General features: G+C 70.3%; 22 protein-coding genes and 1 pseudogene. 18 read left to right on the plus strand and 5 right to left on the minus strand.

The genetic code is table 11. The features are described 5' to 3' along the window. Positions 1-215 precede the first annotated feature (215 nt). A complete protein-coding gene (locus OID54_RS06010; RefSeq protein WP_329014994.1) occupies positions 216-914 on the minus strand; it encodes a TetR/AcrR family transcriptional regulator in 699 nt (232 codons plus the stop codon). Positions 915-1019: 105 nt separating this feature from the next. Then, positions 1020-2573: an FAD-dependent oxidoreductase gene (locus OID54_RS06015; protein WP_329014997.1), complete on the minus strand. Its 1554-nt coding sequence runs from the start codon at positions 2571-2573 to the stop codon at positions 1020-1022. Positions 2574-2691: 118 nt separating this feature from the next. Between OID54_RS06015 and OID54_RS06020 the strand changes: the two genes are divergently transcribed. The 4 genes from OID54_RS06020 to OID54_RS06035 all read left to right on the plus strand — a co-directional run bounded on the left by OID54_RS06020 (position 2692) and on the right by OID54_RS06035 (position 5085). Further along, complete coding sequence (locus OID54_RS06020; protein WP_329014999.1) at positions 2692-3078, plus strand: hypothetical protein; 387 nt, start codon at positions 2692-2694, stop codon at positions 3076-3078. Beyond that, positions 3039-3233 (plus strand): hypothetical protein, encoded by a 195-nt coding sequence (locus tag OID54_RS06025; protein WP_329015002.1) that lies wholly within the window; start codon positions 3039-3041, stop codon positions 3231-3233. Before OID54_RS06020 ends, OID54_RS06025 begins: the two co-directional genes overlap by 40 nt. A gap of 128 nt (positions 3234-3361) precedes the next feature. Further along, on the plus strand, positions 3362-4171 hold the full coding sequence (locus OID54_RS06030; protein WP_329015005.1) for an alpha/beta fold hydrolase: 810 nt from the start codon (positions 3362-3364) through the stop codon (positions 4169-4171). Further along, on the plus strand, positions 4168-5085 hold the full coding sequence (locus OID54_RS06035; RefSeq protein ID WP_329015009.1) for an alpha/beta fold hydrolase: 918 nt from the start codon (positions 4168-4170) through the stop codon (positions 5083-5085). The genes OID54_RS06030 and OID54_RS06035 overlap by 4 nt, the downstream gene beginning before the upstream one ends. A gap of 86 nt (positions 5086-5171) precedes the next feature. Here OID54_RS06035 and OID54_RS06040 read toward each other — a convergent pair. Continuing rightward, positions 5172-5435 (minus strand): annotated as a pseudogene (locus OID54_RS06040) (Tn3 family transposase); the annotation flags it as partial. Positions 5436-5657: 222 nt separating this feature from the next. On the opposite strand from OID54_RS06040, the gene OID54_RS06045 reads away from it, so the two are divergent. Then, a complete protein-coding gene (locus tag OID54_RS06045; protein WP_329015012.1) occupies positions 5658-5993 on the plus strand; it encodes a cupin domain-containing protein in 336 nt (111 codons plus the stop codon). An 82-nt stretch (positions 5994-6075) separates the two neighbouring features. Here the strand turns inward: OID54_RS06045 and OID54_RS06050 are convergent, their stop codons facing one another. Next, on the minus strand, positions 6076-6498 hold the full coding sequence (locus tag OID54_RS06050) for a secondary thiamine-phosphate synthase enzyme YjbQ (RefSeq protein ID WP_329015015.1): 423 nt from the start codon (positions 6496-6498) through the stop codon (positions 6076-6078). A gap of 89 nt (positions 6499-6587) precedes the next feature. On the opposite strand from OID54_RS06050, the gene OID54_RS06055 reads away from it, so the two are divergent. Further along, positions 6588-7655 (plus strand): NAD(P)-binding domain-containing protein, encoded by a 1068-nt coding sequence (locus OID54_RS06055; protein WP_329027291.1) that lies wholly within the window; start codon positions 6588-6590, stop codon positions 7653-7655. A gap of 92 nt (positions 7656-7747) precedes the next feature. Here the strand turns inward: OID54_RS06055 and OID54_RS06060 are convergent, their stop codons facing one another. Further along, positions 7748-9598 (minus strand): ABC transporter ATP-binding protein, encoded by a 1851-nt coding sequence (locus OID54_RS06060; protein WP_329015018.1) that lies wholly within the window; start codon positions 9596-9598, stop codon positions 7748-7750. Between the two features lie 198 nt (positions 9599-9796). On the opposite strand from OID54_RS06060, the gene OID54_RS06065 reads away from it, so the two are divergent. From OID54_RS06065 to OID54_RS06120, 12 genes are all read left to right on the plus strand, one after another. Then, entirely contained in the window at positions 9797-10246 is a 450-nt protein-coding gene (locus tag OID54_RS06065; RefSeq protein ID WP_329015022.1) for a MarR family winged helix-turn-helix transcriptional regulator, read from the plus strand. 302 nt (positions 10247-10548) lie between these two features. Next, positions 10549-12498 carry an HAD-IIIC family phosphatase gene (locus OID54_RS06070; RefSeq protein ID WP_329015025.1) on the plus strand — a complete coding sequence of 650 codons (1950 nt, stop codon included), beginning with the start codon at positions 10549-10551 and terminating at the stop codon, positions 12496-12498. Positions 12499-12575: 77 nt separating this feature from the next. Further along, a complete protein-coding gene (locus tag OID54_RS06075) occupies positions 12576-12818 on the plus strand; it encodes a DUF6059 family protein (protein ID WP_329015030.1) in 243 nt (80 codons plus the stop codon). 455 nt (positions 12819-13273) lie between these two features. Beyond that, positions 13274-15067, plus strand: coding sequence for a fatty acyl-AMP ligase (locus tag OID54_RS06080; RefSeq protein ID WP_329015034.1), 1794 nt, complete (start codon positions 13274-13276; stop codon positions 15065-15067). 3 nt (positions 15068-15070) lie between these two features. Next, on the plus strand, positions 15071-17053 hold the full coding sequence (locus tag OID54_RS06085) for an acyl-CoA dehydrogenase family protein (RefSeq protein WP_329015037.1): 1983 nt from the start codon (positions 15071-15073) through the stop codon (positions 17051-17053). Further along, positions 17043-18842, plus strand: a complete 1800-nt coding sequence (locus tag OID54_RS06090) for an acyl-CoA dehydrogenase family protein (RefSeq protein WP_329015039.1) — start codon at positions 17043-17045, stop codon at positions 18840-18842. The genes OID54_RS06085 and OID54_RS06090 overlap by 11 nt, the downstream gene beginning before the upstream one ends. 35 nt (positions 18843-18877) lie before the next feature. Then, positions 18878-19186, plus strand: a complete 309-nt coding sequence (locus OID54_RS06095; RefSeq protein WP_329015041.1) for an acyl carrier protein — start codon at positions 18878-18880, stop codon at positions 19184-19186. Beyond that, entirely contained in the window at positions 19183-22242 is a 3060-nt protein-coding gene (locus OID54_RS06100) for a type I polyketide synthase (protein ID WP_329015045.1), read from the plus strand. Before OID54_RS06095 ends, OID54_RS06100 begins: the two co-directional genes overlap by 4 nt. A gap of 99 nt (positions 22243-22341) precedes the next feature. Then, complete coding sequence (locus OID54_RS06105) at positions 22342-23382, plus strand: 3-oxoacyl-ACP synthase III family protein (RefSeq protein ID WP_329015047.1); 1041 nt, start codon at positions 22342-22344, stop codon at positions 23380-23382. 238 nt (positions 23383-23620) lie between these two features. Further along, positions 23621-23848, plus strand: a complete 228-nt coding sequence (locus OID54_RS06110) for an acyl carrier protein (RefSeq protein WP_329015049.1) — start codon at positions 23621-23623, stop codon at positions 23846-23848. A 113-nt stretch (positions 23849-23961) separates the two neighbouring features. Beyond that, positions 23962-24702: a 2-oxo acid dehydrogenase subunit E2 gene (locus OID54_RS06115; protein WP_443055757.1), complete on the plus strand. Its 741-nt coding sequence runs from the start codon at positions 23962-23964 to the stop codon at positions 24700-24702. After that, positions 24635-25585, plus strand: coding sequence for a 4'-phosphopantetheinyl transferase family protein (locus tag OID54_RS06120; protein WP_329015053.1), 951 nt, complete (start codon positions 24635-24637; stop codon positions 25583-25585). The genes OID54_RS06115 and OID54_RS06120 overlap by 68 nt, the downstream gene beginning before the upstream one ends. The last annotated feature ends 257 nt before the right edge of the window (positions 25586-25842 follow it).

Here is a 25842-nt window from a genome sequence, read left to right on the forward strand (position 1 = left end):
AACGGGCTCTGCGAACGAATGCGGGATCGGCGGGCGTCCGGCGGCCCGTTTCTGATCTTGCTCGCACAAAGGACCGTTTGTGAGACTCTCCGTGCCCGTTCAAGCGGATCTTGAGCCCCTTGCTGTCGCCGTTGTTGAGGACTTGCAGTGCGGGGCAGCTTGGATGCGGCGCGGACATACGGACGTTCCGCAGGGGGCTCAAGGCATTTTCGGGCTCAGCGGTCCGCCTGTCGTGCGAGTCCGTCGAGGAGAAGGTCGAGACCGAAGGCGAACTCGTCGTCGGGGTTGACAGCAGTGAGGCTTTCGGCCGTGGCGGTAATGGCGGGGTGGGTGGTGGGATCGAGTTTGCCGTAGTAGTCGGCGAGGGGCGGGCCGTCGGATTCGCGCTGCTGGACGGCGAAGCCGATGACGTAGTGGCCGACGGCGGTGAAGGCGCGGGCTGCCAGAGCGGGCGGCAGGCCGTGGTGGAGCAGGGCGGCGAGGACGCGTTCCCGCTGGGCGAGGGCGTTGGGGCCGACGGGGACGTGGTCCATGAGGGTGGGCAGAAGACTGGGGTGCCGGGCGAGGACAGCGCGCAGCTGGTGCCCCATGGTGCTCAGTACGTCCCTCCAGCTGGCGGAAGCGGCTGGAGGGACGGTGTCGGCTTCGCCGAGGGCGAGGTCGACGGTCAGGGCGAGGATTTCGTCCTTGTTGGCGAAGTGCCGGTAGAGGGTGGCGGTACTGGAGCCGAGGGCGTCGGCGAGGGTGCGCAGGGAGAACGCCTGGACGCCGTGCCCGTCGATCAGGCGCAGGGCGGTGGCGACCATGTGGTCGGTGTCGAGGGAGGGCCGGCCGCGCCCCCGGCGGGGGGCGGCCGTCGGTGCGGTGCGCCGGAGCCACCAGGCCGGGCTTCCGGGGGCGGGGGTGCTGGTCATGCGATGTCCTTCGTGCGCGGGGCCTGGTTCGCGGGGTGGGTTGCGGTCCACGGTAGCGGGCGCGCGGCCGCCGGGGACGCGATCTTGCCGCCGGCGGCCCCGCGGTCAGGCCGCCGCTGGGGCGGGGGTGAGCCGGCGGAGTGTTTCGGTGAGGCCGACTCCGGGGGGCGTGGGGGTGCCGGGCCGGTGGATGTGGGCGATGTAGCCATCGGGGCGGACCAGGATGAGCGTGTCGTCGGTGATGCCGTAGGCGGTCAGAAGGCTCGCTTCGTCGGGGGTGCTCGCGGTGGTGGCGGTCGTGACGGTGTGGCGGTGCAGGGGTGCGCCGGTGGCGGGCCAGTGGAGGGAGGCGAGCGCTTCGGAGGCGTGGGTGCCGAAGGCGAGGGCGGTGAAGTGGGGGCCGCGGTAGAGGTCGAAGAGGCGGCCGCCGGTGGGCAGGGGGGCGTCGGGGGCGCGGTCGCCGGTGCGCAGGGCGGCGGTGGTGGCGGTGTCGGAGGGGGCCAGGGGGCCGCCGAAGTAGGACAGGCCGAGTTGGCGTTCCTCGTCGCCGCGGGTCAGGGCGCGGGTGCGGGGCTGCTTGAGTCCGGCGTAGAGCTCGGTGGAGCGGCCCAGGACCTTGGCGGCGACCGGGCGGCGTTCGCCCTGGTAGGTGTCGAGCAGGCTGTCGGGGGCTCCGGCGAGGACCTGCTGGAGTTTCCAGCCGAGGTTGTAGGCGTCCTGGATACCGGTGTTGAGTCCCTGGGCCCCGGCAGGGGTGTGGACGTGGGCGGCGTCACCGGCGATGAGCAGGCGGCCGTTGCGGTAGCGATCGGCCAGGCGGATGTTGGGCCGGAACACGGAGGCCCAGGTCAGGCCGTGCAGGAGCAGTGAGCGTCCGGCCCGGCGCTTCAGCAGGGCGGCCAGGGCCTCCTCGGTGAGGTCGGCAGGGTCGTCGGGCCGAATGGTGATCATGAGTTGGAACAGGTCGCTCCCGGGCAGCGGGCAGGCGGCGACGGTGCGGCCTCCGGTGCGGGGCCAGACGTGCCAGCGGTCCGGGGAGAGGCCGTCGACGCGGGCATCGGCGATGATCATCCGGTCGGCCTCATCGGTGCTGCCCTCGAAGGCGGCCCCGATGGCTTTGCGGACCGTGCTGCCGCCGCCGTCGGCTCCGACGACGAACCGGGCGCGCAGCAGCCGGCCGGCGCCGGTCGTGACGGTGGCAGCTTCCTCGTCCTGGGCGAACTGCTCGGCGGTGACACCGAATTCCACCGTGCCGCCCTGTTCCAGAACGGCGCGGTGGAGCAGGGCGGTCGTGGCGTACTGCGGCAGCAGCAGGATGTCCGGGTAGGGGGTCGCGGCGGCGACCGGGGCGGGGTGCTGCATCTGCCACGTCTTGGTGAAGGGTCCGATGTGCAGGCCCATCGGCGGGTACGGCCCGCCGGCGGCCCTGGCGTCGGCGGCGATCCCGAGGTCGTCGAGCACCTCCAGGGTGCGGGGCTGCACGCCCTTGGCCCGCGACCCTTCGAAGGTTCCCCGGCCGCGCTCCAGAACGCGTGCAGAGATGCCGCGGCGGGCGAGGTCCAGAGCGAGGGCCAGACCCACCGGCCCGGCTCCGACCACGACCACGTCGGCGTCCATCGGCGTGCCGTTGAGCTGTCCGTCGACCATCATCACTCCCATATGTCCTTTTAGGATGGATTCCGCCTCCATTTATGGCTACAGTGTAGCCATAAATGGGCGACGGGTATCCGGCCCGGTGGCGAAAGCGGCGCTCGATGCCGTGACAGTGGAGGCAGCGATGAAGGCGGCAGTGGCCACACGGGCGGGGGCCTCCCCGCGGTACCTGGACTCCCCCGAGCCCGAGGCGGGCGCCGGTGAACATCTGGTGGACCTGGTCGCGGCCGCGATCCACCCGGTCGTGCGGTCCAAGGCCACCGGGCGCCACTACAGCAGCACCGGCGCCTACCCGCTGGTGCCCGGCGTCGACGCGGCGGCCGCACGCCTCGGCGACTCGACCCCCGACCTCGTCCTGGACTTCCTGTGGGGCACCGCCGCCGAAGCCGCCTTCGGCGCCCTATCCAAGATGCCCGGCACGGACGCGGTCGACTACGTCGAGATCGGCGCGGTGATCGGCGAGGGGCGACCGTGCCCGCCTCACTCCTACGCAGCCGCCCCGTCCGCCTGAGCGGCAGCGGCATCGGCCCCTTCGACATGCGCGACTATCTCCCGCTCGTCGCCGACCAGCGCGTCACCCTCGACGTCCGGACCTTCCCGCTGGAGGGTGTCGAGGACGCCTGGGCCGACGCCATCGGCCCCCAGGCCGCCCTCACCGCCACCTGAACCCGCCCGTACGCGCCACCGCGGCGTCCCGCACATGCGGGGCGCCGCACTCGTTGCCTCTCGCGCCGACCGCTGGCTAAGCTGCCCCCATATAAACGGCTACAGTGTTGCCGATAACAGGAGGCTGCATGACCAGCGGGCGGCACGACCACGATTACTGGGCCGACCTCGACTCCATGCGGGTGCGCTACCGCCGCGCGGGCACAGGCCCCCCTCTGCTCCTGCTGCACGGCTCTGGCTCCAGCCTCGAAGCCTTCGACCGCATCGCCCCTCCCCTGCACACCGACCACGACGTCATCCGCCCCGACCTGCCCGGATTCGGCCTCACCGGCCCCCGGCCCGACCGCGACTACCGCATCACGACCTACGCCGCCTTCCTCGCACGCCTCATCGACGCGCTCGCCGTGAAGACCTGCTCCGTGGCCGGCCACTCCCTGGGCGGCAACATCGCCTGGAACCTCGCCCTGGACCACCCCGGCCGCGTGGACCGCCTGATCCTGATGAACGCCACCGGCTATCCCGGCAAGACCCTCCCCCTCGCGATGCGCCTGGCCCGCAACCCCCTCACCCGCCCCCTGCTCCGCCGCGCCGGATCACGCCGCGCCACCGCCGCGACCCTGCGCTCCGCCGCCGGCTCCGCCTTCACCGTCCCCGACACCCTCATCGACCGCACCCACGCCATGACCGGCCGCCCCGGCAACCGGCAAGCGTTCATCGACCTCGCCCGCACCGACCAGCCGGACCGCACCGCCCACCTGTCCGACATCACCGCCCCCACCCTGGTGCTGTACGGCGAGAACATCGACGGCCAGCACTTCGCCCGTGACATCCCCGACAGCCGGGAGGCAGTCCTGCCCGGCGTCGGCCACCTGATGCCCGAAGAAGCACCCGAAGCCGTCACCACCGCCGTCCGCACCTTCCTGGAGCCCCTGCCATGACCCCCCGTACGGCGAAGAACCGCCCCTACCGGGCCTGCGGCGAAGACCATGCCCTGGACGACAGTGCCCGCGCTGCCGTCGACGGCTCCTTCGTCCGCCTCAGCGACGGCATCACCCACTACCGCCTGGCCGGCCCCGCCGACGGACCGCTCACCGTCCTCACCCCCGGCCTGACCATTCCCCTCGGCTACTGGGACGACACCGCAGGCCACCTCCACCGGCGCGGCCTGCGCACCCTGTCCTACAGCGCCTACGGACGTGGCTGGTCCGACCGCATCACCGGCCCCTACGACCTGCGCCTCTTCCAACGGCAACTCGCCGAACTCCTCGACGCCACCGCAGCCGGCCCCGCCCAGCACCTGGTCGGCGCCTCCATGGGGGCCCTCATCGCCCTGACCCACCTCACCACCCCAGCCACCGCCGCCCCCCGCTCCCTCACCCTCATCGGACCCGCCGGATTCGCCGCCCCCAACCCCGGCCTACAACGGCTCCTGCGCTGCCCCGCCCTCGCCCGGCACACCGGCATGCACCTCGGACGCCGCATCCTCGCCCAGCACGCCCGCCACAACGTCCGCACCCCCGAGGACGCACAACGCCTCACCCGACTCCTCGCCGCACCGGCCCGGTTCGAAGGCACCGTCCACGCCGTACTCACCACCCTGCGCGACGTCCCCCTCCACCACGGCCACGACCTCTACCGGACCGCTGGAAAACTCCACGTGCCAACCATGCTGCTCTGGGGACGGCACGACCACATCACCCCGATCGACCAACTCCCCACCGTCACCGACCTGCTCCACCCGCGAAGCACACACATCCTCGACGACCACGGCCACATGCTCCCCTTCGAAGCCCCCGCCGCCACCGCCGGACACATCGCGGACTTCGCCACCGAGAACCCACCAGCGCCGTAGCCACCCGGCTCGCCCTTGAGCCGGCACGCCGCTCAACGCATCAGACCAGCCAAAGATCCAACTGCCCGCCGAAGAGGACGGATTGCACGCCCACAGGTTGCCGAGCCGACCTTGCCGTAGAACAGGTCGTGGTTGGCGGAGTTCCAGTTCTCCACGACCTGGAGCCCATCTTTGATCTCGCGGCGCAGGCTGGCGTCCGCGAGGTAGTCACAGATGAACGCCGTACGCACCGCCCGCCCCAGTTCCTCGATCGCCCGGTACGTGGGGTGCTTGGGACCGCCGCGGGTGAAACGCCGCAGGACCTGCTCGGCCTCGGCGGTGCCCAGGCGCAGGGCGGTGGTGTACTTCACTGCGACTCGCTTGATCCCCATGTTCGTGCCCAGCCGGGGAACACACCGCAGTTGCTCTGCACGCCCGGTGCGGGGGGCCGAACGGCCGTCCAGCAGTCCAGGGCCAGCGCGAACGCCCGGCAGCTGCACCAGAGTTACCACGTGATGCTTGGCACGAAAGTACCTCATGGTGTCATTACAGTCTCTGTCCCGTCGCGCCCCACGCACGGCACTGTTGCCGACATGCACCCTGAGATCCTTGCCCAGGAGGGCTACACCTCCGTCTCTGTCGACGAATCCCCTGTCCGTGAGCTGTTCCCCGGCATCCGATTGCGCCCCCTATGGCGGGGGCCAACCGGTGCGCACGCCAACGTGTTGGAGATGGACGCGGGCACCTCCTGGCCGCACCGCGATGTCCACGAGCCTGGTCCTGAGGAGGTCTACGTGGTTGCCGGCACCTTCAACGACGGAGCACGCGACTACCCTGCGGGCACGTTCCTGCATGCCCCGGCCGGGTCGTGGCACGTGCCCTCGTCCACCACCGGCTGCACGCTGTTCATCTTCTACCCGGCGGGCTGAGGTCGCTCCGGCAGCCCATCGGCTGGCTGCTCGCTCGCGGTCCTCGGACGCCACCGATGCCGTGTCCCAACGTGGTGAGTCCCTAGCCCAGGAAGCTCAGCCGCACCTGGCGGCGAGGGTTGTCCCGGTTGGTGTCGACGAGGCACACCGACTGCCAGGTGCCGAGTTCGAGCCGGCCGGCGATGACCGGCAGTGTGGCGTGCGGTGGGACGAAGGCCGGGAGGACATGGTCGCGGCCGTGCCCCGGGGTGCCGTGGCGGTGTTGCCAGCGTTCGTCCGAGGGAAGCAGGGCGTGGAGCGCGGTGAGCAGGTCATCGTCGCTCCCGGCGCCGGTCTCGATGATCGCGATGCCTGCCGTGGCGTGGGGGACGAAGACGTTCAACAGGCCGTCCCTGCCCTGTGCGGCCTCCTGGAGGAACCGTTCGCAGTCCTCGGTCAGATCGGTCACGGTCTCCTCCGAGCCAGTGGTCACGGAGAGCAGTTGCGTGGTGAAGGGTCCGGGCATGGGGCCATCTTCTCGCAGGGCGTCGATTGTCGTGGGTCGGGAAGATCCGCGAGTCCCCCACCGTTGGTAGAAGCGTGAACGACTCTGGGGTGCAGGACGTGGATGTGGTGGTCGTCGGCGCCGGGCAGGCGGGGCTCTCCGCGGCGTACCACCTACGGCGGGTGGGGCTCGTGCCCGGGCGGGACTTCGTGGTGTTCGACCATGCCCCGCGACCAGGCGGCGCCTGGCAGTTCCGCTGGCCCTCGCTCACCTTCGGCAAGGTGCACGGCATCCACACCCTCCCCGGAATGGAGCTGACGGGAGCGGATGACGGGCGACCGTCGGCGGAAGTGATCGGCGAGTACTTCGCCGCGTACGAGGAGCGCTTCGGGCTGGAGGTGCTGCGGCCGGTCGATGTGAGCGCCGTGCGCGAGGGCGAAGGCGGACGGCTGCTCGTCGAGACGTCGGCCGGACGCTGGTCGACTCGGGCGCTGATCAACGCGACCGGCACCTGGGACCGACCGTTCTGGCCGCGCTATCCGGATCAGGAGAGCTTCGAGGGGCGCCAACTCCACACGGCGCAGTACCAAGGACCGCAGGAGTTCGCAGGTCAGCGAGTTCTCGTGGTCGGCGGCGGCGCTTCAGGAACACAGCACCTCATGGAGATCGCCCCCGTTGCGGCAGAGACCACCTGGGTCACCCGGCGTCCTCCGGTCTTCGTCGACGAGCCGTTCGACGAGGACCGCGGTCGGGCGGTGGTGTCGCTGGTCGAGGAGCGGGTGCGTCAAGGATTGCCACCGCAGAGCGTGGTGTCGGTGACCGGCCTTCCGGTGACCGATGCGGTCCGGCGAGCCCGTGAGCAAGGGGTGCTGGATCGGCTGCCGATGTTCGACCGGATCACCCCGACGGGGGCCGAGTGGGACGACGGACAGACCGTCGCGGTGGACGTCATCCTCTGGGCGACCGGTTTCCGCGCCGCCATCGAGCATCTCGCTCCGCTGAAGCTGCGGGAGACAGGGGGCGGCATTCGGATGGCGGGGACCCGGGCCGTTCGGGACGGACGGGTCCATCTGGTGGGATATGGGCCCTCCGCATCGACGGTGGGGGCCAACCGGGCCGGGCGGGCCGCGGTCCGGGAGATCCAGGAGTTGCTGGCGCAGGAGTCCGCACTCGTCTAGCTGGAGTCGACACTCGCCCAGACGCTTCAGTCTGAAGTCTGGGTCCGAGGTGCGCCCGCGCTCGATCGAGAGGCCGGGCAGCGGGCGGATCATCACTGCGGAATCGGTGCCGCCGCCCGGGAGTCCTCATCGATCGCGGCATGGACGGGTGCCGCTGCCTTCGCGTCCCTGCGGACCAGTGCGGTGTACCGACCGTTCTGGGCGAGCAGTTCATCGTGTGTGCCGCGCTCCGCAATGCGTCCCGCCTCCAGCACGACGATCTCGTCGGCGTCACGCACGGTGGAGAGCCGATGGGCGATGGTGATGGTCGTACGCCCCTGGGAGAGCGAGTCGATCGCCTGCTGGACGGCCTGTTCCGTACGGGTGTCGAGGGCGCTGGTCGCCTCGTCGAGGATGAGGACCGGTGGGTTGCGCAGGATCGTGCGGGCGATGGCCAACCGCTGCTTCTCACCGCCGGAGAACCGGTATCCGCGCTCTCCCACGAGGGTGTCGTAGCCCTCGGGCAGTGCGGCGATGTGGTCGTGGATCTGTGCGGCCCGCGCGGCTGCCTCCAGCTCCGCATCGGTGGCGTCCGGTTTGGCGAAGCGCAGATTGTCGCCGACGGATGCATGGAAGAGATAGGTCTCCTGGGAGACGACCCCCACGGCACGGGCGAGGGTGTCGAAGTCGAGGTCGCGTACATCGACCCCGTCAAGGGTGACCCGGCCACCGGTGACGTCGTACAGCCTGGGCACCAGATAGCTGAGCGTGGACTTGCCGGAACCGGTCGCGCCGACGACGGCGAGGCTGCCCCCTGCGGGGACCGTGACGTCGAGGGTGTCCAGGGTGGGGCGCGGCTGGTTGCGGTCGTAGCCGAAGGTGACGCCGTCGAAGCGAACCTCACCGCGGACCGGGTCGAGCCGGACCGGTTCGGCGGGTTCGGTGATGTCGACGGGCAGGTCGAGGTATTCGAAGATGCGCTGGAAGAGTGCGAGCGAGGTCTGCATGTCCACACCGGTGGAGAGCAGGCTCACCGCGGGGCGGAACAGCCCCTGCTGGAGGGAGACGAAGGCCACGAGCGTGCCGATCGAAATCGCCGGACCGCCGCCCTGCATGGCGATGCCCGCCGTCCAGTAGATGATCGCCGGCATGGCGGCCATGACGATGCCGATGATGGCCAGCCGCCAGCGTCCGGCCATGCTGGAGCGCACTTCGAGGTCGACGAGCCGGTCGGACTCCCGGGAGAAGGAGTCGGTGAGCGAGTCGGCCCGGCCCATCGTCCGCCCCAGCAGGATGCCGCTGACCGAGAGGGACTCGGTGACGGTGGCGGCCATGGCGGCCATCTGCTTCTGCCGCTGGGTGGTGACCTTCTTGCGCTCCCGGCCGACCCGTCGGCTGATCGCCACGAAGACGGGCAGCAGGAGCAGCGTCACGAGCGTCAGCCGCCAGTCGAGGGCGAGCATGGCGACGATGGTGGCGATGACGGCGGTGAGGTTGGAGACCAGGGAGGTCGCCGTGGAGGTCACCGTGGCCTGCATGCCGCCGATGTCATTGGCGATACGGGACTGGACTTCGCCGGTGCGGGTCTTGGTGAAGAAGGCGAGCGGCATCCGCTGGAGTTGGGCGTAAACGGCCGTGCGCAGATCGTGCATGACGCGTTGGCCGACGGTGGTGGAGATCAGGGTCTGGAGCACGCCGAAGACGCTCGTCATCACCGCGGAAGCGATCATCCCGAGCGCCAGCAGGGACAGCAGTCCGGTGCGGCCGTCGGGGATGGCGGTGTCGAGGATCTCCCGCAGCATGAACGGGGAGGCGACGGAGACGAGGGACGCCGCGCCCACCAGCAGGCCGACCACCGCCAGTCGGCCGCGGTAGGGGCGGAACAGGCGCAGGATGCGGCGCACCTGGGCGGGTGGTTGTTCTTCGTCCTTGGCAGGTGGCGTCAGGGGTTCGAGGGGATGCATGGGCTCCTTCGGGTTCTTGAGTGACGGTGGCTGGCGGACGGTCGCACGGGGGCCTGCGGCCGGGGTCCGCCCCCGCTCGCAGCAGTCGATCGCACTCGGCGTTCATAGGTCCGGTGGCGCACCGTACGACAGCCGCTTGAGAGCTTAGCTCACTGTTACCTATGTTCACAATGAAGAACATCCTGATATTGTTCCCGTATGAGCACCCCCGACGCCGACGGCCTGCTGGCCGAGCAGTTGCTGAGGCTGAGCCGACGCCTGTACCGCAGCCAGAAGCGGCAGCTGGAATCGGTGGGTGTCGCCATCACTCCGGCGCAGTCCCGACTGCTGCGCACCTTGACGCACTTCAGTGACTCACCTCCACGGATGGCAGATCTCGCCGCCCGTCTTGAGGTGGTTCCCCGTGCGGTGACGAGCCTGGTGGACGGCCTGGAGAAGAGCGGGTGCGTCCGTAGGGTGCCCGACCCCGCCAATCGGCGGGTGACCCGGATCGAGCTGACCGACACGGGCCGCAGCGTGCTGCGGACGCTGCGCGACGCCCGTCTGGCGGCGGCCGAAGACATCCTGGCCCCACTGAGCCGGGAGCAGCGCGAGACCTTCGGCGGACTGCTGTCCTCCCTCGTCGACGGGACGGCGCAGGACTGCTGAACCTGCGCTGGTCAACCGCCGGCAGAACGTCGGGAACGTCGGGACAGGACTCCGAAGGGGCACGGGCTCGCCCTCGTCGCCGATCGTGGGCAGCGGCACGCATGGATCCATGGCCTCCGGGGCATCTGAACCGCTCAAGGCCGCCTTAAGACACCTCCGCGACGCTGAAGGTCGTCGCCCGTCGCAGCGGCGCCGTGCGCCCTGGGGCGGGGCAGCGCCCCGGGGCCTGGCACCGAACCGACGAACAGGGCGACACCCAGCGCAAATGCCCTGTGAAGTGAACGTCGGTGAACGGAGAGAGCATGGCCACGGTTGCGAGCACCACCGTGGGCGAGCGGATCGGGCCACTGGACCGGCTGCGCGCCCTCCACCGCGACGGGCGGCTCGCCCACGCGTACCCCGAGGTGCCCGGCCTGCTGGCCGAGTTGGCATCGGCGGGCGATCCCGCAGGCCCGCCCGCCCCGGACCTGGTGCGGGCAGGTCAGCTACTGGCCCGGGTGAAGCCGGACGAGATCCTGGCCGAGCACCCCGACACCGCCGCGGTCACCGTCGCGGTCACCGGGCACTCCACCCTGAGCGGGCTCACCGCCCCCCTGACCGCCGAACTCGCCCGGCACGGACTGCTGCTGCGCCACCACTCCGGCGACTTCGGCTCCTGGTTCCGCGACCTCCAGGACACCGGCAGCGAGTTCTACACGACACGGGCGGAGATCGCCCTGTGCGTCCTCGATGCACAGATCGTCTTCGATGAACTGCCGCACCCCTGGCTGGTGGAGGACGTGGAGCGGATCGCCACCGCCAAGCTCGCCCTGATCGGCTCCCTCGCAAAGCGCTATGTCACCGAGGGCACGGGCACCTTGGTCCTGAACACCCTCCCCCTGCTGCGCAGCCATGTCCGCCGGCTGGTGGACGCGCGCTCGCGGGCTCGACTGGGAGTGATCTGGCGCGAGTTCAACGCGGGTCTGCTGCGGTTGTCGGTCGACCACGACCGGGTGCACGTCGTGGACCTCGACCCGCTGGTGGCCACCAGCGGTCCGGTGCACGAACCGAGGCTGGCCGCGTACGCCAAGGTCCTCCTCGGCGACGAACTGCTCGCCGGCTACGCACGGGAGGTGGGACACCTCGCCCGCGGTCTGCGCGGACGCACCAAGAAGGTCCTGGTGGTCGATCTGGACAACACCCTGTGGGACGGCATCCTCGGCGACGACGGACCGGAGGGCATCGCCGCCGCGACCACCTACCGCGGGGAGGCGTTCGGACGGTTCCAACAGGTCGTGGGGCAGATCGGTGCCCAGGGCGTCCTGCTGGCGGTGTGCAGCAAGAACGACCGCGAGCCGGTCCTCCAGGTGTTGCGCGACCATCCCGACATGGCCCTGCGGGAGAAGGACTTCGTACGGGTCAACGCCAACTGGGACCCCAAGGACGGGAATCTGCTGGAGATCGCCCGGCGGTTGAACCTGGGTGTGGACAGCTTCGTCTTCGCCGACGACTCCCCGTTCGAGTGCGGTCTGGTGGCGGGCAGCCTGCCGGGGGTGGCGGTGGTCCGACTCGATGAGGAGCCGGCGCTCCACGTCGAACGACTCCTGGCGGACGGCTGGTTCGACGTTCCCGAGTTGACCGCCGAGGACCGTGCCCGCGCCGCTCTGTACCGGACCGACGCCGCCCGGCAGGACCTCCAGGAGAGTGCCGGGTCCATGGAGGAGTATCTGGCGGGCCTCGGCGTCCAGGTCTCCCTCTCGCCGGTGCGGGAGCACGAGATCGCCCGGGTCTCCCAAGTCACCCTGCGCACGAACCAGTTCAATCTGACCACCGAACGACTTCAGCAGGCGGATGTACGGGCCCGTCGTGAATCACCCGAACACCTGGTACTGGCGATCCGCTCCGCGGACCGGTTCGGGGACAACGGGCTGGTGGGGGTCATCCTGGTCAGCGGGGTCGGGACGGGTGGCGCCTGGCACATCGACAACATGTTGCTCAGCTGCCGGGTGTTCGCCCGTGGCATCGAGGAGGCGTGCCTCTCGGCGCTCCTCCAACGGGCGAGTCAGGCCGGTGCACCCGGCGTGGAGGCCCGCTATCGGCCGACCGCCAAGAACCACCGGGTGCGCGGGCTCTATCCCTCCGTCGGCTTCACGGAGACGGGTGAGGACGTGGACGGCACGGTCTCCTTCCGCCACGAGCTGACCGAGGAGCAGGTGCCACGGCCACCGGAGCACGTCCAACTGACCGTGGACGTCACCGAGCAGTCGACCTGAGAGGCACATCGATGGCGATTCCTTCGGGCGGACGACGATCGATCCGGCACGGTGCGCGGTGGCTGGGAAGGTTCGTGATGCGGGGCTTCGCCTCGCTGGCGGCCATGGCGGGAACGCTTCCCGCCGACTCCTTCCACACGGCCTCACGGGAGTGGATGGCCAAGGACGCGGCGAGCCGCGACGACGACCGCGACGAGTCCGCTGCGCAGTTGGCGGGTCCGCCGCCCGCGCATCCGGAGCGGCTCGTGGTGGAGGTCCCGCCCTCCCCGAGCGAACGGGCGCTGTGGGCACAACTGGAGGGCCCAGGCCGGCTCTCCTAGACGGCGGGCACTGACCGGGCGATGCCCCCGGAGCGCCGACGTCTGCTCGATGGGTCCGGGACTGTGCTCCACGTCCCGGACCCTTCGCCGTACCCGGGCCCTTCGCCCTGCCCGGAACTTTCGCCGTGCCCGGTGCCGGCGGACTGCAACACACCGCCTGCTCCGACGGCCGGCGCACCGTCTCGCGGCACTAGCCCCTGCTCGACCCGAGGGCCGACCAGCGCAGCCGACGATCGACGTGCCCGGACCTACACCGTGCCCGCCCACGATCCTCCGAATTCCCCACGGCGTCCCGGGCGCGTGACGGGGTCCCCTGAGGCGGGCGGGGGCCCGTCACGCGCCCGCCTCAGGGGGATGCAGCCGGTGCGCAAGAGGGCCTTTAGGTCGGGAATCGACGATCGGCGGGACGAGTCGGTCCAACACGATTCACATGGCGTCAAGGCGAGGGGAAGACGGTGGCGGAATTCAGTTCATTCGCGGAGCTGGTGCTGACGCGGTCGGACGAACGGGGTGACGCGGACGCATTCGTGTTCCTCTCCGACGGGCGTAGCGCGGAACCCGAGCGGCTGCCCTATCTGGAGCTGGATCGCACCGCCAAGGACGTGGCGTCCTGGCTCCAGGAACGCGGCCTGTCGGGACGCCAGGTGCTCCTTCTCTACCCATCCGGCCTGGACTTCATCAAGGCGTTCGTCGGCTGCCTCTACGCGGGTGCGGTCGCCGTGCCGGCGCCCCTGCCGTCCGAGCAGGGACAGCACTTCCAGCGGGTGTCCTCGATCGTGCGGGACGCCCGGGTCGGCGCCGTGCTGACACTGACCCAGCACGCCCCCGAGGTGGAGGCGTGGCTCGCAGCCGAGGGATTCGCCGATGTGGTCACCCTGGCCACCGACGGCGGACCGGTCGGGGATGCGAGCGCCTGGCGCGACCCGGAACTCGACCGGCACGACCTGGCCTTCCTCCAGTACACCTCGGGATCCACCAACTCCCCCAAGGGAGTGATGGTCAGCCACGGCAACCTCCTCGCCAATGAGGCGGCCATCGCCCGCTCGGCGGGCAACACGTCCGACATGGTCATCGGCGGCTGGCTGCCCTTCTACCACGACATGGGCCTGATCGGTCATGTCCTCCAGCCGCTGTGGCTGGGGACGGTGGGCGTGCTGATGTCCCCGGTTTCCTTCCTGCGCCGACCGGCCCGCTGGCTTGAGATGATCAGCGACTACGGGGTGAACGGCACCGGTGCCCCCAACTTCGCCTACGACCTCTGCGTCCGCAGGGTCACCGACGCCCAGTTGGAGGGCGTGGACCTCTCGACGCTGCGGACCGCGTGCAACGGCGCCGAGCCGGTGCGCGCGGAGACCCTGAGGGCCTTCACCAACCGCTTCGCGCCCTATGGGTTCAACGCCGATGCCTTCTTCCCGTGCTACGGCATGGCCGAGACGACGCTGCTGGTGACCGGTACGCCCAAGGACCGCGGCGCACTGCTGCGGGACGTGGACGCGGCCGGGTTGGAGCGCGGGCGCATCGAGGGCCCTTATCTGGGCGCGCCCACCCGGACGCTGGTGAGCAGCGGAGTGGCCGAGGCCGAGGACTTCGAGGTGCGCGTGGTCGACCCCGCCACCCTGGTCGAGCAGCCATCGGGCAGGGTCGGGGAGATCTGGATCCGCGGTGCCAGTGTGGCGTCCGGGTACTGGGAGCGACCCGAGGTCAACGCGGAAGTCTTCGGTGCCCGGATCGCGGGCCAGGAGTCGATCGGAACCTGGCTGCGCACCGGGGACCTCGGGGTGCTGGACGGCCCCGAGGTGTTCGTGACGGGACGTCTCAAGGAGATGGTCCTGATCAACGGCCGCAACATCTACCCGTACGACGTGGAGAGCGCGGTCCGCGAGCTGGACCCGGCCATCGGCTCGGGGGCGGTCTTCGGTGTCGATGCAGGTGATCAGGAGCATCTGGTGGTGATCCACGAGGTGCGAGCCGCGGCCCTGGGGTCCGACCTCAAGACGCTCACCACTTCCGTCCAGCGCATGATCGGCCAGGAGTTCGCCGTGCCGGCGGGGAACGTGCTGTTGGTCCGCCCCGGCACCGTCCGGCGCACGACGAGCGGCAAGATCCAGCGGACGCTGATGCGGAAGCTGTTCCTCGACGGCGCGCTGACACCGCTGCACGCCGTCCTGGAGCCCGGGGTCCGCGCGGTCGTGGAAGGGGCGAAGGCCACTGCGTCAACACCGTCACCGTCCCTGGTTGCGGTGGGCTGACCCATGGACCATCCCCCCTATCGCGCGGCACAGGAACTGGAACTGCTGCTCGGCGACCCCGAGGACCGCGACGCGGTGTTCTCCCACGCTCGTTGCCTTGAGCTCGACGAGCGGGAGGAGTTCCCGACGGAGATCTGCCGGGCGCTGGAGGACTGGGGTCTGCCCGAGTACTACATTCCGGTCGAGCACGGTGGACGGCTCACCGACTACGAGACCGTCCTCCAGGTGATGCGGGTGATCGCCCGTCGTGATCTGACGGTGGCGGTCGGGCACGGCAAGACCTATCTGGGCGGGGTGTGCGTCTGGGTCTCAGGCTCCGCCGAGCAGGCCAGTGCACTGGCCGCGGACATCCGTGCCGCGCTGCCGGTCTCCTTGGCGCTCACCGAGCGGGCCCACGGCAGCGATCTGCTCGCCGGGGACGTGCTGGGCGAGCCGGACGGCTCGGGCGGCTGGTCGCTCTCCGGGGAGAAGTGGCTGATCAACAACGCCACTCGGGGCAGTCTGCTGTCGGTGCTGACCCGTACCTCCGCGGAGGGCGGGCCGCGCGGATTCACGGTCCTCCTGGTCGACAAGCGCACCCTCACCGCCGGCGACGACTACCGCTGCCTGGACAAGATCCGTACGCACGGCATCCGGGGCGCGGACATCAGCGGCATCGTCTTCGACGGGGCCCCGGTGGCCGCGGGCGCCGCGGTGGGTGCGGTGGGCAGCGGGGTGGAGACCGTCCTCAAGGCCCTCCAGCTCACCCGGACCATGTGCGCGTCCCTCTCGTTGGGCGCGGCCGATCACGCGCTGCGGATCGCGTTGGACTTCGCCGAGGGACGCGAGTTGTACGGGCGGCGTCTGGTGGATCTGCCGCAGGCCCGTCATGTACTGGCGTCCGCCGCCGCGGACGTACTGATCGGCGAGGCCCTCGCAACGGTGGCCGCGCGCTCGGTGCACACCGCGACCGACGAGCTCAGTGTGGTCGCCGCGGTCACGAAGTACCTGGTGCCCACCGGCACCGAGACAGTCATCGGCGACCTCACCAAGGTGCTCGGCGCCCGTGCCTTCCTCAAGGGCGTCCACGCCCGCGGCATGTTCCAGAAGATCGACCGCGACCATCGCATCGTGGGTCTCTTCGACGGCAACACACTGGTCAATCTGAACTCGCTGGTGAACCAGTTCCGTTCACTGGTACGGGGCTGGAGACGGGGCAGCGGCGATGTGACGGGGGCCGGCGCGGCGTTCGACCTGTCGACGCCGCTGCCCCCGCTGGCGGCCGAGCGGCTGTCCCTGGTGGCGCGCCGCGGCAGCGGAATCATGGCGACGCTGCTGACGTCGATCACGCAGTTGGAGGCCGAGGCCGAGCGGCGGCCCGAGCTGAAGCAAGCGGTGGCGTCGGCAGTGCGACTGCTCGCCGTGGTCGAGCAGGTCCACGAGTCGATGGACGCATACCGGACGGTGGTGACCGACGTACCGCCCGAGGCGTTCGAGGTCGCCCGGCGCTACAGCCTGTGTCTGGCCGGCGCGGCCTGCCTCGGGCTGTGGGTGAACAACCATGTGGCCGGCGGGGCGGGAGCCACCGGTGGTCTGTGGCGTGACGCGGTGTGGCTGCGTGCCGCGCTCGATCGCCTATTGATCCGCCTGGGCGAATCCGGCCCGGAGTCGCCCGAGGCGTTTCCGCACCTGTTGGAGGAACTGCGCGCAGCCGGCCGGGCCGGGGCGCTGTTCTCCCTCTTCGCGCTTCGACTGCATCCCGGGGTCGCCACCGCGGACCCACCGGGCAGTCCATCGGATCCGGTGACCGGCGCCCCACCGGGCACGGCGCCGGTTCGCCCGTCGAGCCCTTCGCGTCCTTCAACGGGCAATGCGGCACCCGCCGCGACCTCGCGCCCACCGGCGACGGGGCACCACGACAGCGATCCGCAAGCCGGGTCCGCTGTCATCGACACCCGAGCGTTGCACCGAACGCCCGGTCATCCGAGGGGGCGTCATGCTGAGTGATCCCGCCGTCCAGGGGCTCCGCGGCGATGCGGTCCCGACCGGCCAGGCCGAACGCCTTCTGTCGGGCGTCGACCAGACACAGGAGGACGCGGCCAAGGAGCGCGTCGCGGAGTTGGAACGACGCTTCGGTGACCCCGAAGACGCTGCCAACCCCCTGTCCGCGGCCCAGATCGTCGCCGCCGACGAAGCGGGCGAACTGCCGCCCGCGGGAGAACAGCTCCTCGACGACGTGGTGTTCAACGCCGAGTTCGTGCCGACCGCGCTCGGCGGCCGGCTCGACCGGCTCGACACCCTCGTCCGAACGATGCGTCATGTCTTTCGGCGCGATGTGGCCCTCGGCCTCGGCTACGGCATCACCTCGTTCATGGCGGCGGCCAATGTGTGGACCGCCGGCAGCGACGAGCAGCGCCGGCGGTTGGCCGACTTGCTGCTGGCCGGGTCGAAGGTCTCGGTCGCGTACCACGAACTGCCGCATGGCAACGATTTCGTCCGCAACGAGTTCCGTGCCGACCCGTATCCCGGGGGCTATCGGCTCAACGGGCGCAAGGAGGTCATCAACAACGCCGACAGGGCAGCCGCGTTCTCCCTCTTCAGCCGCACGGACGAGAGCCCGGGCAGCCGCAGCCATTCGGTGCTCCTCGTCGAACGGGACCAACTCGACGCCGAGCGCTTCGGGGTCCTGCCGCGCTACAGCGCGGTCGGGGTCCGCGGCTGCCGGCTCTCGGGCCTGGACTTCACCGACTGCCCGGTGCCCGAGTCCGCCCGGGTGGGTGCCGTGGGCCAAGGTGTGGAACTGGCCCTGCGCTCGTTCCAGATCACCCGCAGCGCGATTCCCGGGATGGCGATCGGCGCGCTCGATACGAGTCTGCGCACGGTGGTGCGGTTCGCGGTCGGGCGGCAGTTGTACCGGCGGACCGTGATGGAGATCCCCCATGCCTCGGCCACATTGACGGGCGCCTTCCTCGATCTGCTGATCTGCGACAGCCTGGCCCTGGTGGGCACCCGTGCGGTGCATCTGCTTCCCGACGAGACCAGTGTGTACGCGGCTGCGGTGAAGTACCTGGTGCCCAAGATGCTCACGGACACCATGTACGACCTGTCGATCGTGCTCGGTGCGCGCTTCTACGTGCGCGAGGGCGAGTTCGGCCTCTTCCAGAAGCACGTGCGCGACCTACCGGTGCTCAGTCTCGGACACGCGGGCTCGGCAGCCTGCCAGGCGACCATCATCCCGCAGCTCTCCCGGCTGGCCCGACGTGCCTGGTTCGCAGGCGACGAGGCACCCCGGGCGCTGTTCGAGCCGCGCACGGCGCTGGGGGACATTCCCTTCGACCGGTTGGCGCTGGCCAGCGGGCGGGACAGTCTCAGTGCCTCCCTGGTGGCGGCGGTCGACGACCTGCCCAGCGGCTCCCCCGAGGAGTTGGCGGTGCAGTCCCTGGTGATGCGAATGCTGGACCAGCTCAGACAGCTCCAGGAGGACAGCCTCAACCTTTCCCCACAGGACAGGACCGCGCTGGCCAGCCCGGCCAGTTTCGCCCTCGCCGACCGCTATGCGGTCTTCCTCGCGGCGGCGGCGGTGCTGGGTGTGTGGCGGGCCGCGCGGGACGGTGGGGACTCCTTCCTCGCCGACCCCGCCTGGGCCGCCGCCGCACTGCACCGCCTCGCCCGCCGGCTGGGGCAGCGCCCGGCCGATCTGCCTCCCGCCTGTGCAGGCCGCGTGCACGAGGAAGTGCTGCGGCGCTTCCACGAACGCCGTAGCTACGACCTCTACGACACTCCGCTGGCCGGCTGATTCCGCCTCCCAGCGCTTCCACCGAGGAGTACCCCATGTCTGTTCCCGCGACCGACCGCCCCACGAGCACCGAGCGCACCGAGCACAGCGTCGAGTCGCTGAGCAGCTGGCTCGCCGACCGCATCGCGCTGTACCTCCAGCGGTCGCCGTCCGAGATCGTGTCCACCGTCCCGCTGGCCGAGTACGGGCTGGACTCGGTCGCTGCGCTCAGCCTGTGCGGCGACATCGAGGAGGACTTCGACCTCGTCCTGGAGCCGACCGTGGCCTGGGACTACCCCACCGTCGACGCGCTGGCCGGGCACCTCGTCGAGGAGCTGCGAGATGTGCAGAGTGAGGCCCGATGAGACCGATAGCCATCGTCGGGCTGGACTGCCGCTTCCCCGGGGCGCCCGACCCCGGTGCCTACTGGGACATGTTGATGCGCTCCGACGAGGGAGTGGGAAAGGTGCCAGGGCAGCGGTGGAACGCCCGCGACTTCCACTCCCCCACCGGCGCAGAAGGCCATGCCAACACGGTCGAGGGCGGATTCATCAGCGACCCCGACGCCTTCGACAACGAGTTCTTCACCATCTCGCCGCGGGAAGCCGCGGCGATGGACCCCCAGCAGCGGCTGCTGCTGCAATGCGCCTGGCGGGCCGTGGAGGACGCCGGGATCGCCCCGCAGAAGCTGGCCGGGACCCCCACCGGGGTGTTCGTCGGCATCATGGGCAATGAGTGGGCGCAGTTGCACCTCACCGACTACGCCCGGGTCACGGCGCAGGTGGGCTCGGGCAACGGCTACTGCATGACGGCCAACCGGGTCTCCTACCACCTCGACCTCAAGGGGCCGAGCCTGGCCGTGGACACGGCGTGCTCGTCCTCGCTGGTCGCCGTGCACCTCGCCTGCAACGCACTGCTGTCGGGAGAATGTGACACCGCCATCGCCGCCGGGGTCAATGTGGCCCTCACCCCCGCGCTCAACATCTTCTACACCCAGGCCGGTCTGTCGGCCCCCGACGGCCGGTGCAAGCCGTTCAGTGCCGAGGCCGACGGCATCGGCCGCGGCGAGGGCGTCGGTGCCGTCGTACTGCGCCGCCTAGAGGACGCGGTCGCGGACGGTCAACCGGTGTACGCCGTCATCCGGGGGACGGCCGTCAACCAGGACGGGCGCAGCAACGGCATCACCGCGCCCAACCGTTGGTCACAACAGGACGTGCTGACGGCCGCCTACCGCAGGGCCGGTGTGGAACCGTCCGATGTGACCTTCACCGAGGCACACGGCACCGGCACGGTGCTCGGCGACATGATCGAGATCAAGGCGTTGGGGCAGCTCCACGCGGGCCGGACCGGTCGTCCGATGGCGGTGGGGTCGGTCAAGGGCAGCATCGGCCACGCGGAAGGTGCGGCCGGCATCGCCGGTCTCATCAAGGTCGCGCTGTCACTGCACCATCGAACGGTGCCGGCCAGCCGCTACGCCACCAAGGAGAATCCGGCGCTCAAGCTCGCCAAGCACGGTCTGCGGCTGCTCAAGACCCCGCTGCGGCTCCAGTCGAAGCCGGCGATCGGCGGGCTCAGCAGCTTCGGCATGGGGGGTACCAACGCCCATGCGGTGTTGGAGTCCGCTCCCGCCTACGCCGCCCGGCCCGAGGCGGTGTCGAGCCACGATGCCGGCGGTCGGACCGGGCTGGGCAGCGGGGTCTTCACGGTGAGCGCTCCCTCCCTGGAGGCGCTGCGGCGCAATCTGCTGGCCCAGGCCGATGCCGTGCAGCGGCGCAGGGTGCCGGTCGGCCCGCTGTGCTGGAACAGTAACCGGGTCAAGACGGGCCACCGCTACCGCTTCGCTGTGCCCGCCCAGGAAACGGGTGAACTGGCCGCTGCCCTGCGCGAGGCGGCGACCGACGACGACCGGCTGGCCCAGCTCACCGGAAACCCCGCGGGCAAGCCGCTGGTGGCCCTGCTGTTCACCGGCCAGGGCTCGCAGTATCCGAAGATGACGGCCCGGCTCTACCAGGAGTCGGCGCTGTACCGGAAGTACCTGGACGAGGCGGACGCGGCGCTGACCCCCCACACCGGTGCTTCGGTGCGTGATCTCATACTTTCGGGCGACCCGTCGGTGCACCGCACCCGGTGGACCCAGCCCGCCCTGTTCGCGGTCGGCTACGCACTGGCGTCGAGCATGGCGGACCTGGGCGTACGACCTGCCCTCATGCTCGGTCACAGCGTCGGCGAGTACGCGGCTGCGGTTTTGGCGGAGGTCTTTCCGCTGGAGCAGGCAGCGCAGTTGATCGCTGCGCGCGGTGCGCTGATGGAGGAGTTGCCCGAAGGCGGCGGAATGCTGTCGGTACGGGCGACGCCGATGGAGTTGGCGCCCCTGGTGGAGATGGAACCCCTGGTGGGGGTGGGTGCGGTGAACGGGCCGCAGGCCACGGTGTTGTCGGGTGAGCTGGCGGCACTTGCCCGGGTCGAGGAGTCGTTGCGCGAGCAGGGCATCCGCAGCAGGCGGCTTGAGGTGTCCCATGCCTTCCACTCGCCGTTGATGGAACCGGTGCTGGAGCGGTTCGCCGACGTCGCGGAGGAGGCCGGCGGCGGGGTGCCCAAGCTGCCCGTGTACTCCACGGTCCGCGGCCGGTTGCTGGAGGCCGAACCGATGGACGCCAAGTACTGGACCGAGCACATCAGCGCCCCCGTGCTCTTCGGCGAGGCCGCGACGCAACTGTTGGAGGCGGGGCCCACGCATCTGGTGGAGGTCGGCCCCCGGCCGGTGCTGACACAGATGGCGCGCCGGCTGCGGTCGTCCGGACTGACCGGTGGCCAGGGGGTCGCCCTGGTGCCCAAGGAGGACGCGGGCGGCCGGGACCTCGCCCAGGCGGTTGCGGAGTTGTACCGCAGTGGTCTGGAGCCGTGGTGGGACGCGGCGTACGCGGAGGAGGAACGGCAACCGCAACGCCTGGCTCCCTATGCCTTCTCGGACGCCCATCGCTTCTGGACCCGCGGTCCCGTGCGGTCCGCTGCGGCATCGGGCGTCGGTGTGTTGCCGGCGCCGGCCGCCGGTGGGTCCCGCGAGCCCGTGGGCGGCGGGGAGCCGGAGGCGCGCGGACTGAGCGTGGCAGCCGGGGCCGGCGAGGCGCTGGGGGTGTTGCCGTCAGCGCGGGAAGCAACGTCCGTGGACTCGGTGGCCGGGGCGGTGATCGAAGCCGTCGCAGCCGTGGGCGGCTACGCGCCCGACGAGGTGTCACCCGCCTCCCTCCTCTACGAGGACCTGGGATTCGACTCGGTGATGGTGATGGAGCTGAAGGACCGCATTCAGGAGCAGTTGAGCGGACTGGAGACGATGAGCGTGCAGGATCTGCTGCCGCGCCTGTCCTCCGTTGGCGACCTCATCGACTATCTGCGCGACCGGGTGGGTTCCGCCGTCGCCTGATACGGCCCCGGGGCCGTTCGCCCCGTTCCGCGCCCTTGGCGCCCAGACCACGTCGGCCCTTTCGGGCCCACCGGCCCTGAAAGGAAGGAAGGACCCACGATGCAGTCATCCCCACCGTCCACCGAAGTCGTCGCCCATCTCGCGGCCGTCGGTACCGCGCTGCCGGGCGACCCCGTGGACAATGCGATGCTGGCGAAGACCCTCGGTGTGAACGAGGAGTGGATCGATGTATTCATCGGCACCCGCACCCGGCACTTCGCCCGCGATCTGATCACCGGTGATGTGCGCTGGTCGCTCGCCGATCTCTGTGCCCAGGCGTCGGAACGGGCGCTCAGCGCGGCCCGGATCGCACCGGAGGAGATCGAGTTCGTGGTGATGGGCACCGCGACCCCGGACCACTTGATGCCCGCAACGGTCAATCAGGTCGCCGACCAGTTGGGGCTGGACCAACTGCCCACCTATCAGCTGCAGTCCGGGTGCGCGGGTGCCGTCCAGGCCCTGGAGCTGGGACGCACCTTGATCACCGGCGGTGGCTATGGCACCGGGCTGGTGATCGGCGGCGATGTGTGCAGCAAGCACCTGGAGCTGGACCGTGATCTCTCCGGCGCGGCTCCCAGTGATCTGGTGAACTACGTCCTGTTCGGGGACGGCGCGGGTGCCGCGGTCCTCACCGCCGAACCGCGCGGCGAGCGGCTCGCGCTGCGCCGGGTGCTGAACCGGTTCACCGGTTTGGGCCGGGAGCCCGGTCAGGTGATCGACTGGTTCGGACTCGCCGACCGGCACGAGGACCGACAGGCCGTGCGGGAGGACTACAAGGCGATCGAAGCCGCCGTCCCGGTGATGGCGGCGGAGATCCTGTGGGAACTGCTGGAGGAGCTGGACTGGACCACGGATCAGGTGGACTTCCTGTTGCCACCGCAGCTTTCGGGTCGGATGACCCGCCGCATCACCGAGCAGTTGGATCTGCCAGGCGCCGTCGAGGTGTCCTGTGTGGCGGAGACCGGGAACAACGGGAACGCCCTGCCCTTCCTCCAGTTGGAGGGACTCCTGCCGAAGATGACGGAGGGTCAGCGGGCGCTGGCGGTGGCCGTCGAATCCAGCAAGTGGATCAAGTCCGGCTTCGCACTGGAGAAGGTATGACCGGTCAGATCTCCCCCAGCCCTGTCCAACGCATCCCGTCCGGACTGTGGGCGGACGTCGCTCTCCATCAGCCATGACCTAGCTCGTTCCTGATGGGTTCCGCCTGGCCCGCCCCCTTCGGGCGGACGACGCCCTTCATCAGACACCACCGGCGCGGGGCCGCCGCACCGCATGGGCGCGGTGCGGCGCCCCGCCCGTCGTCACCATTCCGCTCCGCGCCCGGGAGGGCCGTTTTCGCATGCAGACCATCGACGACTTCGTCCGTCTCGTCCGAGACGAACTGGGTATGCCGCTAGAAGACCACGAGGTCCACGCCGATCTCGACCAACTACCCGAGTGGGACTCGCTCTACCTGCTGAAACTGGTCACCGTACTGGAGCAGACCACGGGCAGGCCGCTGCCGGTCGGCAGGCTGCTGGAGGCCCGTAGCCTCCAGGAGATCTACCGACTGGCGGTCCAGACGTGAGCGGTTTGCGACGCCCCAACGACCCGGCGCCGGCCACCCCCGTACGCATCCACTCCGAGCGTCGCCGACTCCACACGCTGTACTTCCTGGAACACGCCGCCCGGCAGCGGCCCGTGCACCTGGACACGGACATCGACATGTCGCGGGTGGAGGCGCACCGGGCCGCGGCCAGGGCAGCCGGCCGGCGGTACTCGGTGGTCGGCTATCTGTTGTGGGCCGCCGGGCGGGTGTTGCAACGCCATCCCGAGGCCAACGCTGCCCTGGTGCCGAGCCGGTCGGGGTTGCGGGCGCCGCGGACGGTCCGCTTCTCCGGGGTGACCGCGAAGGTTGCGCTGGATCGTGTCGTCGACGGTGAGCGGACGGTGCTCTCCGCGCTGCTGCCCCGGCTGGAGTCGGCCGATCTGGACGCCATCCAGGAGCGGATCGACCGCTATCGACAGCCCGACACCGCACAGTTGCCGGAGTTCCGCGGGGTGCGGTTACTAGGCAGACTGCCCGTACCGCTCGGCCGGCTGGCCTTCGCCGCCGCGGTGCGCACGCCGGGCACGCTGGGCACCGTGTCGGTCAGTTCGTTGGGACATCGGCCCGTCGACGGGTTCCACTCCAGCGGTGGTACCGCCGTCACCCTGTGTGCGGGGCGGGTGATCGACCGTCCCGTCGTCCGGGACGGACGCCTCGCGATCGCACCGGTGATGCGCCTCGGGCTGACCTTCGACCACCGGATCGTCGACGGCGCGGCAGCGGCGGACGTGCTCGGTGATCTCACATCCACCTTGGAGGAGTTCGATGACGGCGCGGAGGAGGACTGTATCCAGCCCCTCGTTCGGGGAACCGGTCAAGATCTCCGGACGTGACGGGGCCTGGGACCGGGTCCGCGCCGATCTGGAAGAGCACTCGGTCGCGGTCCTGCACGCCCGGCTCGCCGACTGGCGGCCGGACCAAGCGGGCGGACCGCGGCTGCGGGCGTTGCTCGGCCGGGACTGGGAACGCTATCTGGAGATGTCGCATCCGGCGGTCCGGGTTCGCTTCGCGGCGTCCCGGGTGCTGTTGAAGTTCGCCGCTGCGGTCGCCCTCCGGGTGCCCCCACAGGTGATCGAGCTCGCTTACGGCCCCACCGGACGGCCCTATCTGCGCGGTTGTGACGCCGTGGACATCAGCCTCAGCCATACGGAGGACCTGCTGCTGATCGGTCTGACGACACGCGGTCTGATCGGGGTGGATGCCGAACGGGAGGATCGTCCGCTGTACACCCGTGGGTTGCACCGGCATGTGTGCACCCCCCATGAGTTGGCGGACCTGGAGTTGCTACCACCACAACAGCGGGAGCGGGCGCTCGTACGCCTCTGGACGCTCAAGGAGGCGTACAGCAAGGCCATCGGTCAGGGGATGCGGTTCCGTTTCACCGATTTCGGCTTTGGGCCTGATGGACAGCCAGCGCGGGTGCTGGCCCCCGACGGCGCTCCGGGCACCGGCGTCGAATGGGAGTTCCAGACCTATACGGTCGACGGGGGCTATGCCGTCAGTGTGGCCGTCAGCGATTCCGGTTTCGGTGATACGGAGGACACTGCTGCGCGCACCATGCTCGATCCACGGGTGGTGGCAGCCGTGACGGAAGCCTTGGGCGACGACGAGGCTGACGACTACAACACGGACGGCAACACCGTCCACGCCACGTATCCCCACGCGGGAATCGACGGCACCGGCACCCGGCCACAGGCGGCGACAGCGTACTGGTGAGGCCGCAGCACCATGTCCGAAGTGCAGCTTCCGGCGGGCGCCGTGGTTGCGGGGAGCTCCCCGCAACCACGGCGCCTTCGTGTGTCCGAGCGACAAGCGTGGCTTAAGGGGCGAGCCGCAATCTGGTCATCGGGCGGGCGCTCCGCCGAAGGCTCCACACCCCCCACCTCGGCATGGCGCCCGCCCCGATCCGTAGCGCTGCGCATCTGATCGACCAGGACGGCGCTCCGGTGCCGCGCTCGTCGGCCACCGGCCCT

Source organism: Streptomyces sp. NBC_00690, assembly GCF_036226685.1.
GTDB lineage: Bacteria > Actinomycetota > Actinomycetes > Streptomycetales > Streptomycetaceae > Streptomyces.

Excerpts from the sequence above, each read along its gene's own strand:
- OID54_RS06010 (WP_329014994.1), bottom strand. The coding sequence starts at position 914 with ATGACCAGCACCCCCGCCCCCGGAAGCCCGGCCTGGTGGCTCCGGCGC.
- OID54_RS06015 (WP_329014997.1), bottom strand. The coding sequence starts at position 2,573 with ATGGGAGTGATGATGGTCGACGGACAGCTCAACGGCACGCCGATGGAC.
- OID54_RS06020 (WP_329014999.1), top strand. The coding sequence starts at position 2,692 with ATGAAGGCGGCAGTGGCCACACGGGCGGGGGCCTCCCCGCGGTACCTG.
- OID54_RS06030 (WP_329015005.1), top strand. The coding sequence starts at position 3,362 with ATGACCAGCGGGCGGCACGACCACGATTACTGGGCCGACCTCGACTCC.
- OID54_RS06035 (WP_329015009.1), top strand. The coding sequence starts at position 4,168 with ATGACCCCCCGTACGGCGAAGAACCGCCCCTACCGGGCCTGCGGCGAA.
- OID54_RS06045 (WP_329015012.1), top strand. The coding sequence starts at position 5,658 with ATGCACCCTGAGATCCTTGCCCAGGAGGGCTACACCTCCGTCTCTGTC.
- OID54_RS06050 (WP_329015015.1), bottom strand. The coding sequence starts at position 6,498 with ATGCCCGGACCCTTCACCACGCAACTGCTCTCCGTGACCACTGGCTCG.
- OID54_RS06060 (WP_329015018.1), bottom strand. The coding sequence starts at position 9,598 with ATGCATCCCCTCGAACCCCTGACGCCACCTGCCAAGGACGAAGAACAA.
- OID54_RS06065 (WP_329015022.1), top strand. The coding sequence starts at position 9,797 with ATGAGCACCCCCGACGCCGACGGCCTGCTGGCCGAGCAGTTGCTGAGG.
- OID54_RS06070 (WP_329015025.1), top strand. The coding sequence starts at position 10,549 with ATGGCCACGGTTGCGAGCACCACCGTGGGCGAGCGGATCGGGCCACTG.
- OID54_RS06075 (WP_329015030.1), top strand. The coding sequence starts at position 12,576 with ATGCGGGGCTTCGCCTCGCTGGCGGCCATGGCGGGAACGCTTCCCGCC.
- OID54_RS06085 (WP_329015037.1), top strand. The coding sequence starts at position 15,071 with ATGGACCATCCCCCCTATCGCGCGGCACAGGAACTGGAACTGCTGCTC.
- OID54_RS06090 (WP_329015039.1), top strand. The coding sequence starts at position 17,043 with ATGCTGAGTGATCCCGCCGTCCAGGGGCTCCGCGGCGATGCGGTCCCG.
- OID54_RS06095 (WP_329015041.1), top strand. The coding sequence starts at position 18,878 with ATGTCTGTTCCCGCGACCGACCGCCCCACGAGCACCGAGCGCACCGAG.
- OID54_RS06100 (WP_329015045.1), top strand. The coding sequence starts at position 19,183 with ATGAGACCGATAGCCATCGTCGGGCTGGACTGCCGCTTCCCCGGGGCG.
- OID54_RS06105 (WP_329015047.1), top strand. The coding sequence starts at position 22,342 with ATGCAGTCATCCCCACCGTCCACCGAAGTCGTCGCCCATCTCGCGGCC.
- OID54_RS06110 (WP_329015049.1), top strand. The coding sequence starts at position 23,621 with ATGCAGACCATCGACGACTTCGTCCGTCTCGTCCGAGACGAACTGGGT.
- OID54_RS06120 (WP_329015053.1), top strand. The coding sequence starts at position 24,635 with ATGACGGCGCGGAGGAGGACTGTATCCAGCCCCTCGTTCGGGGAACCG.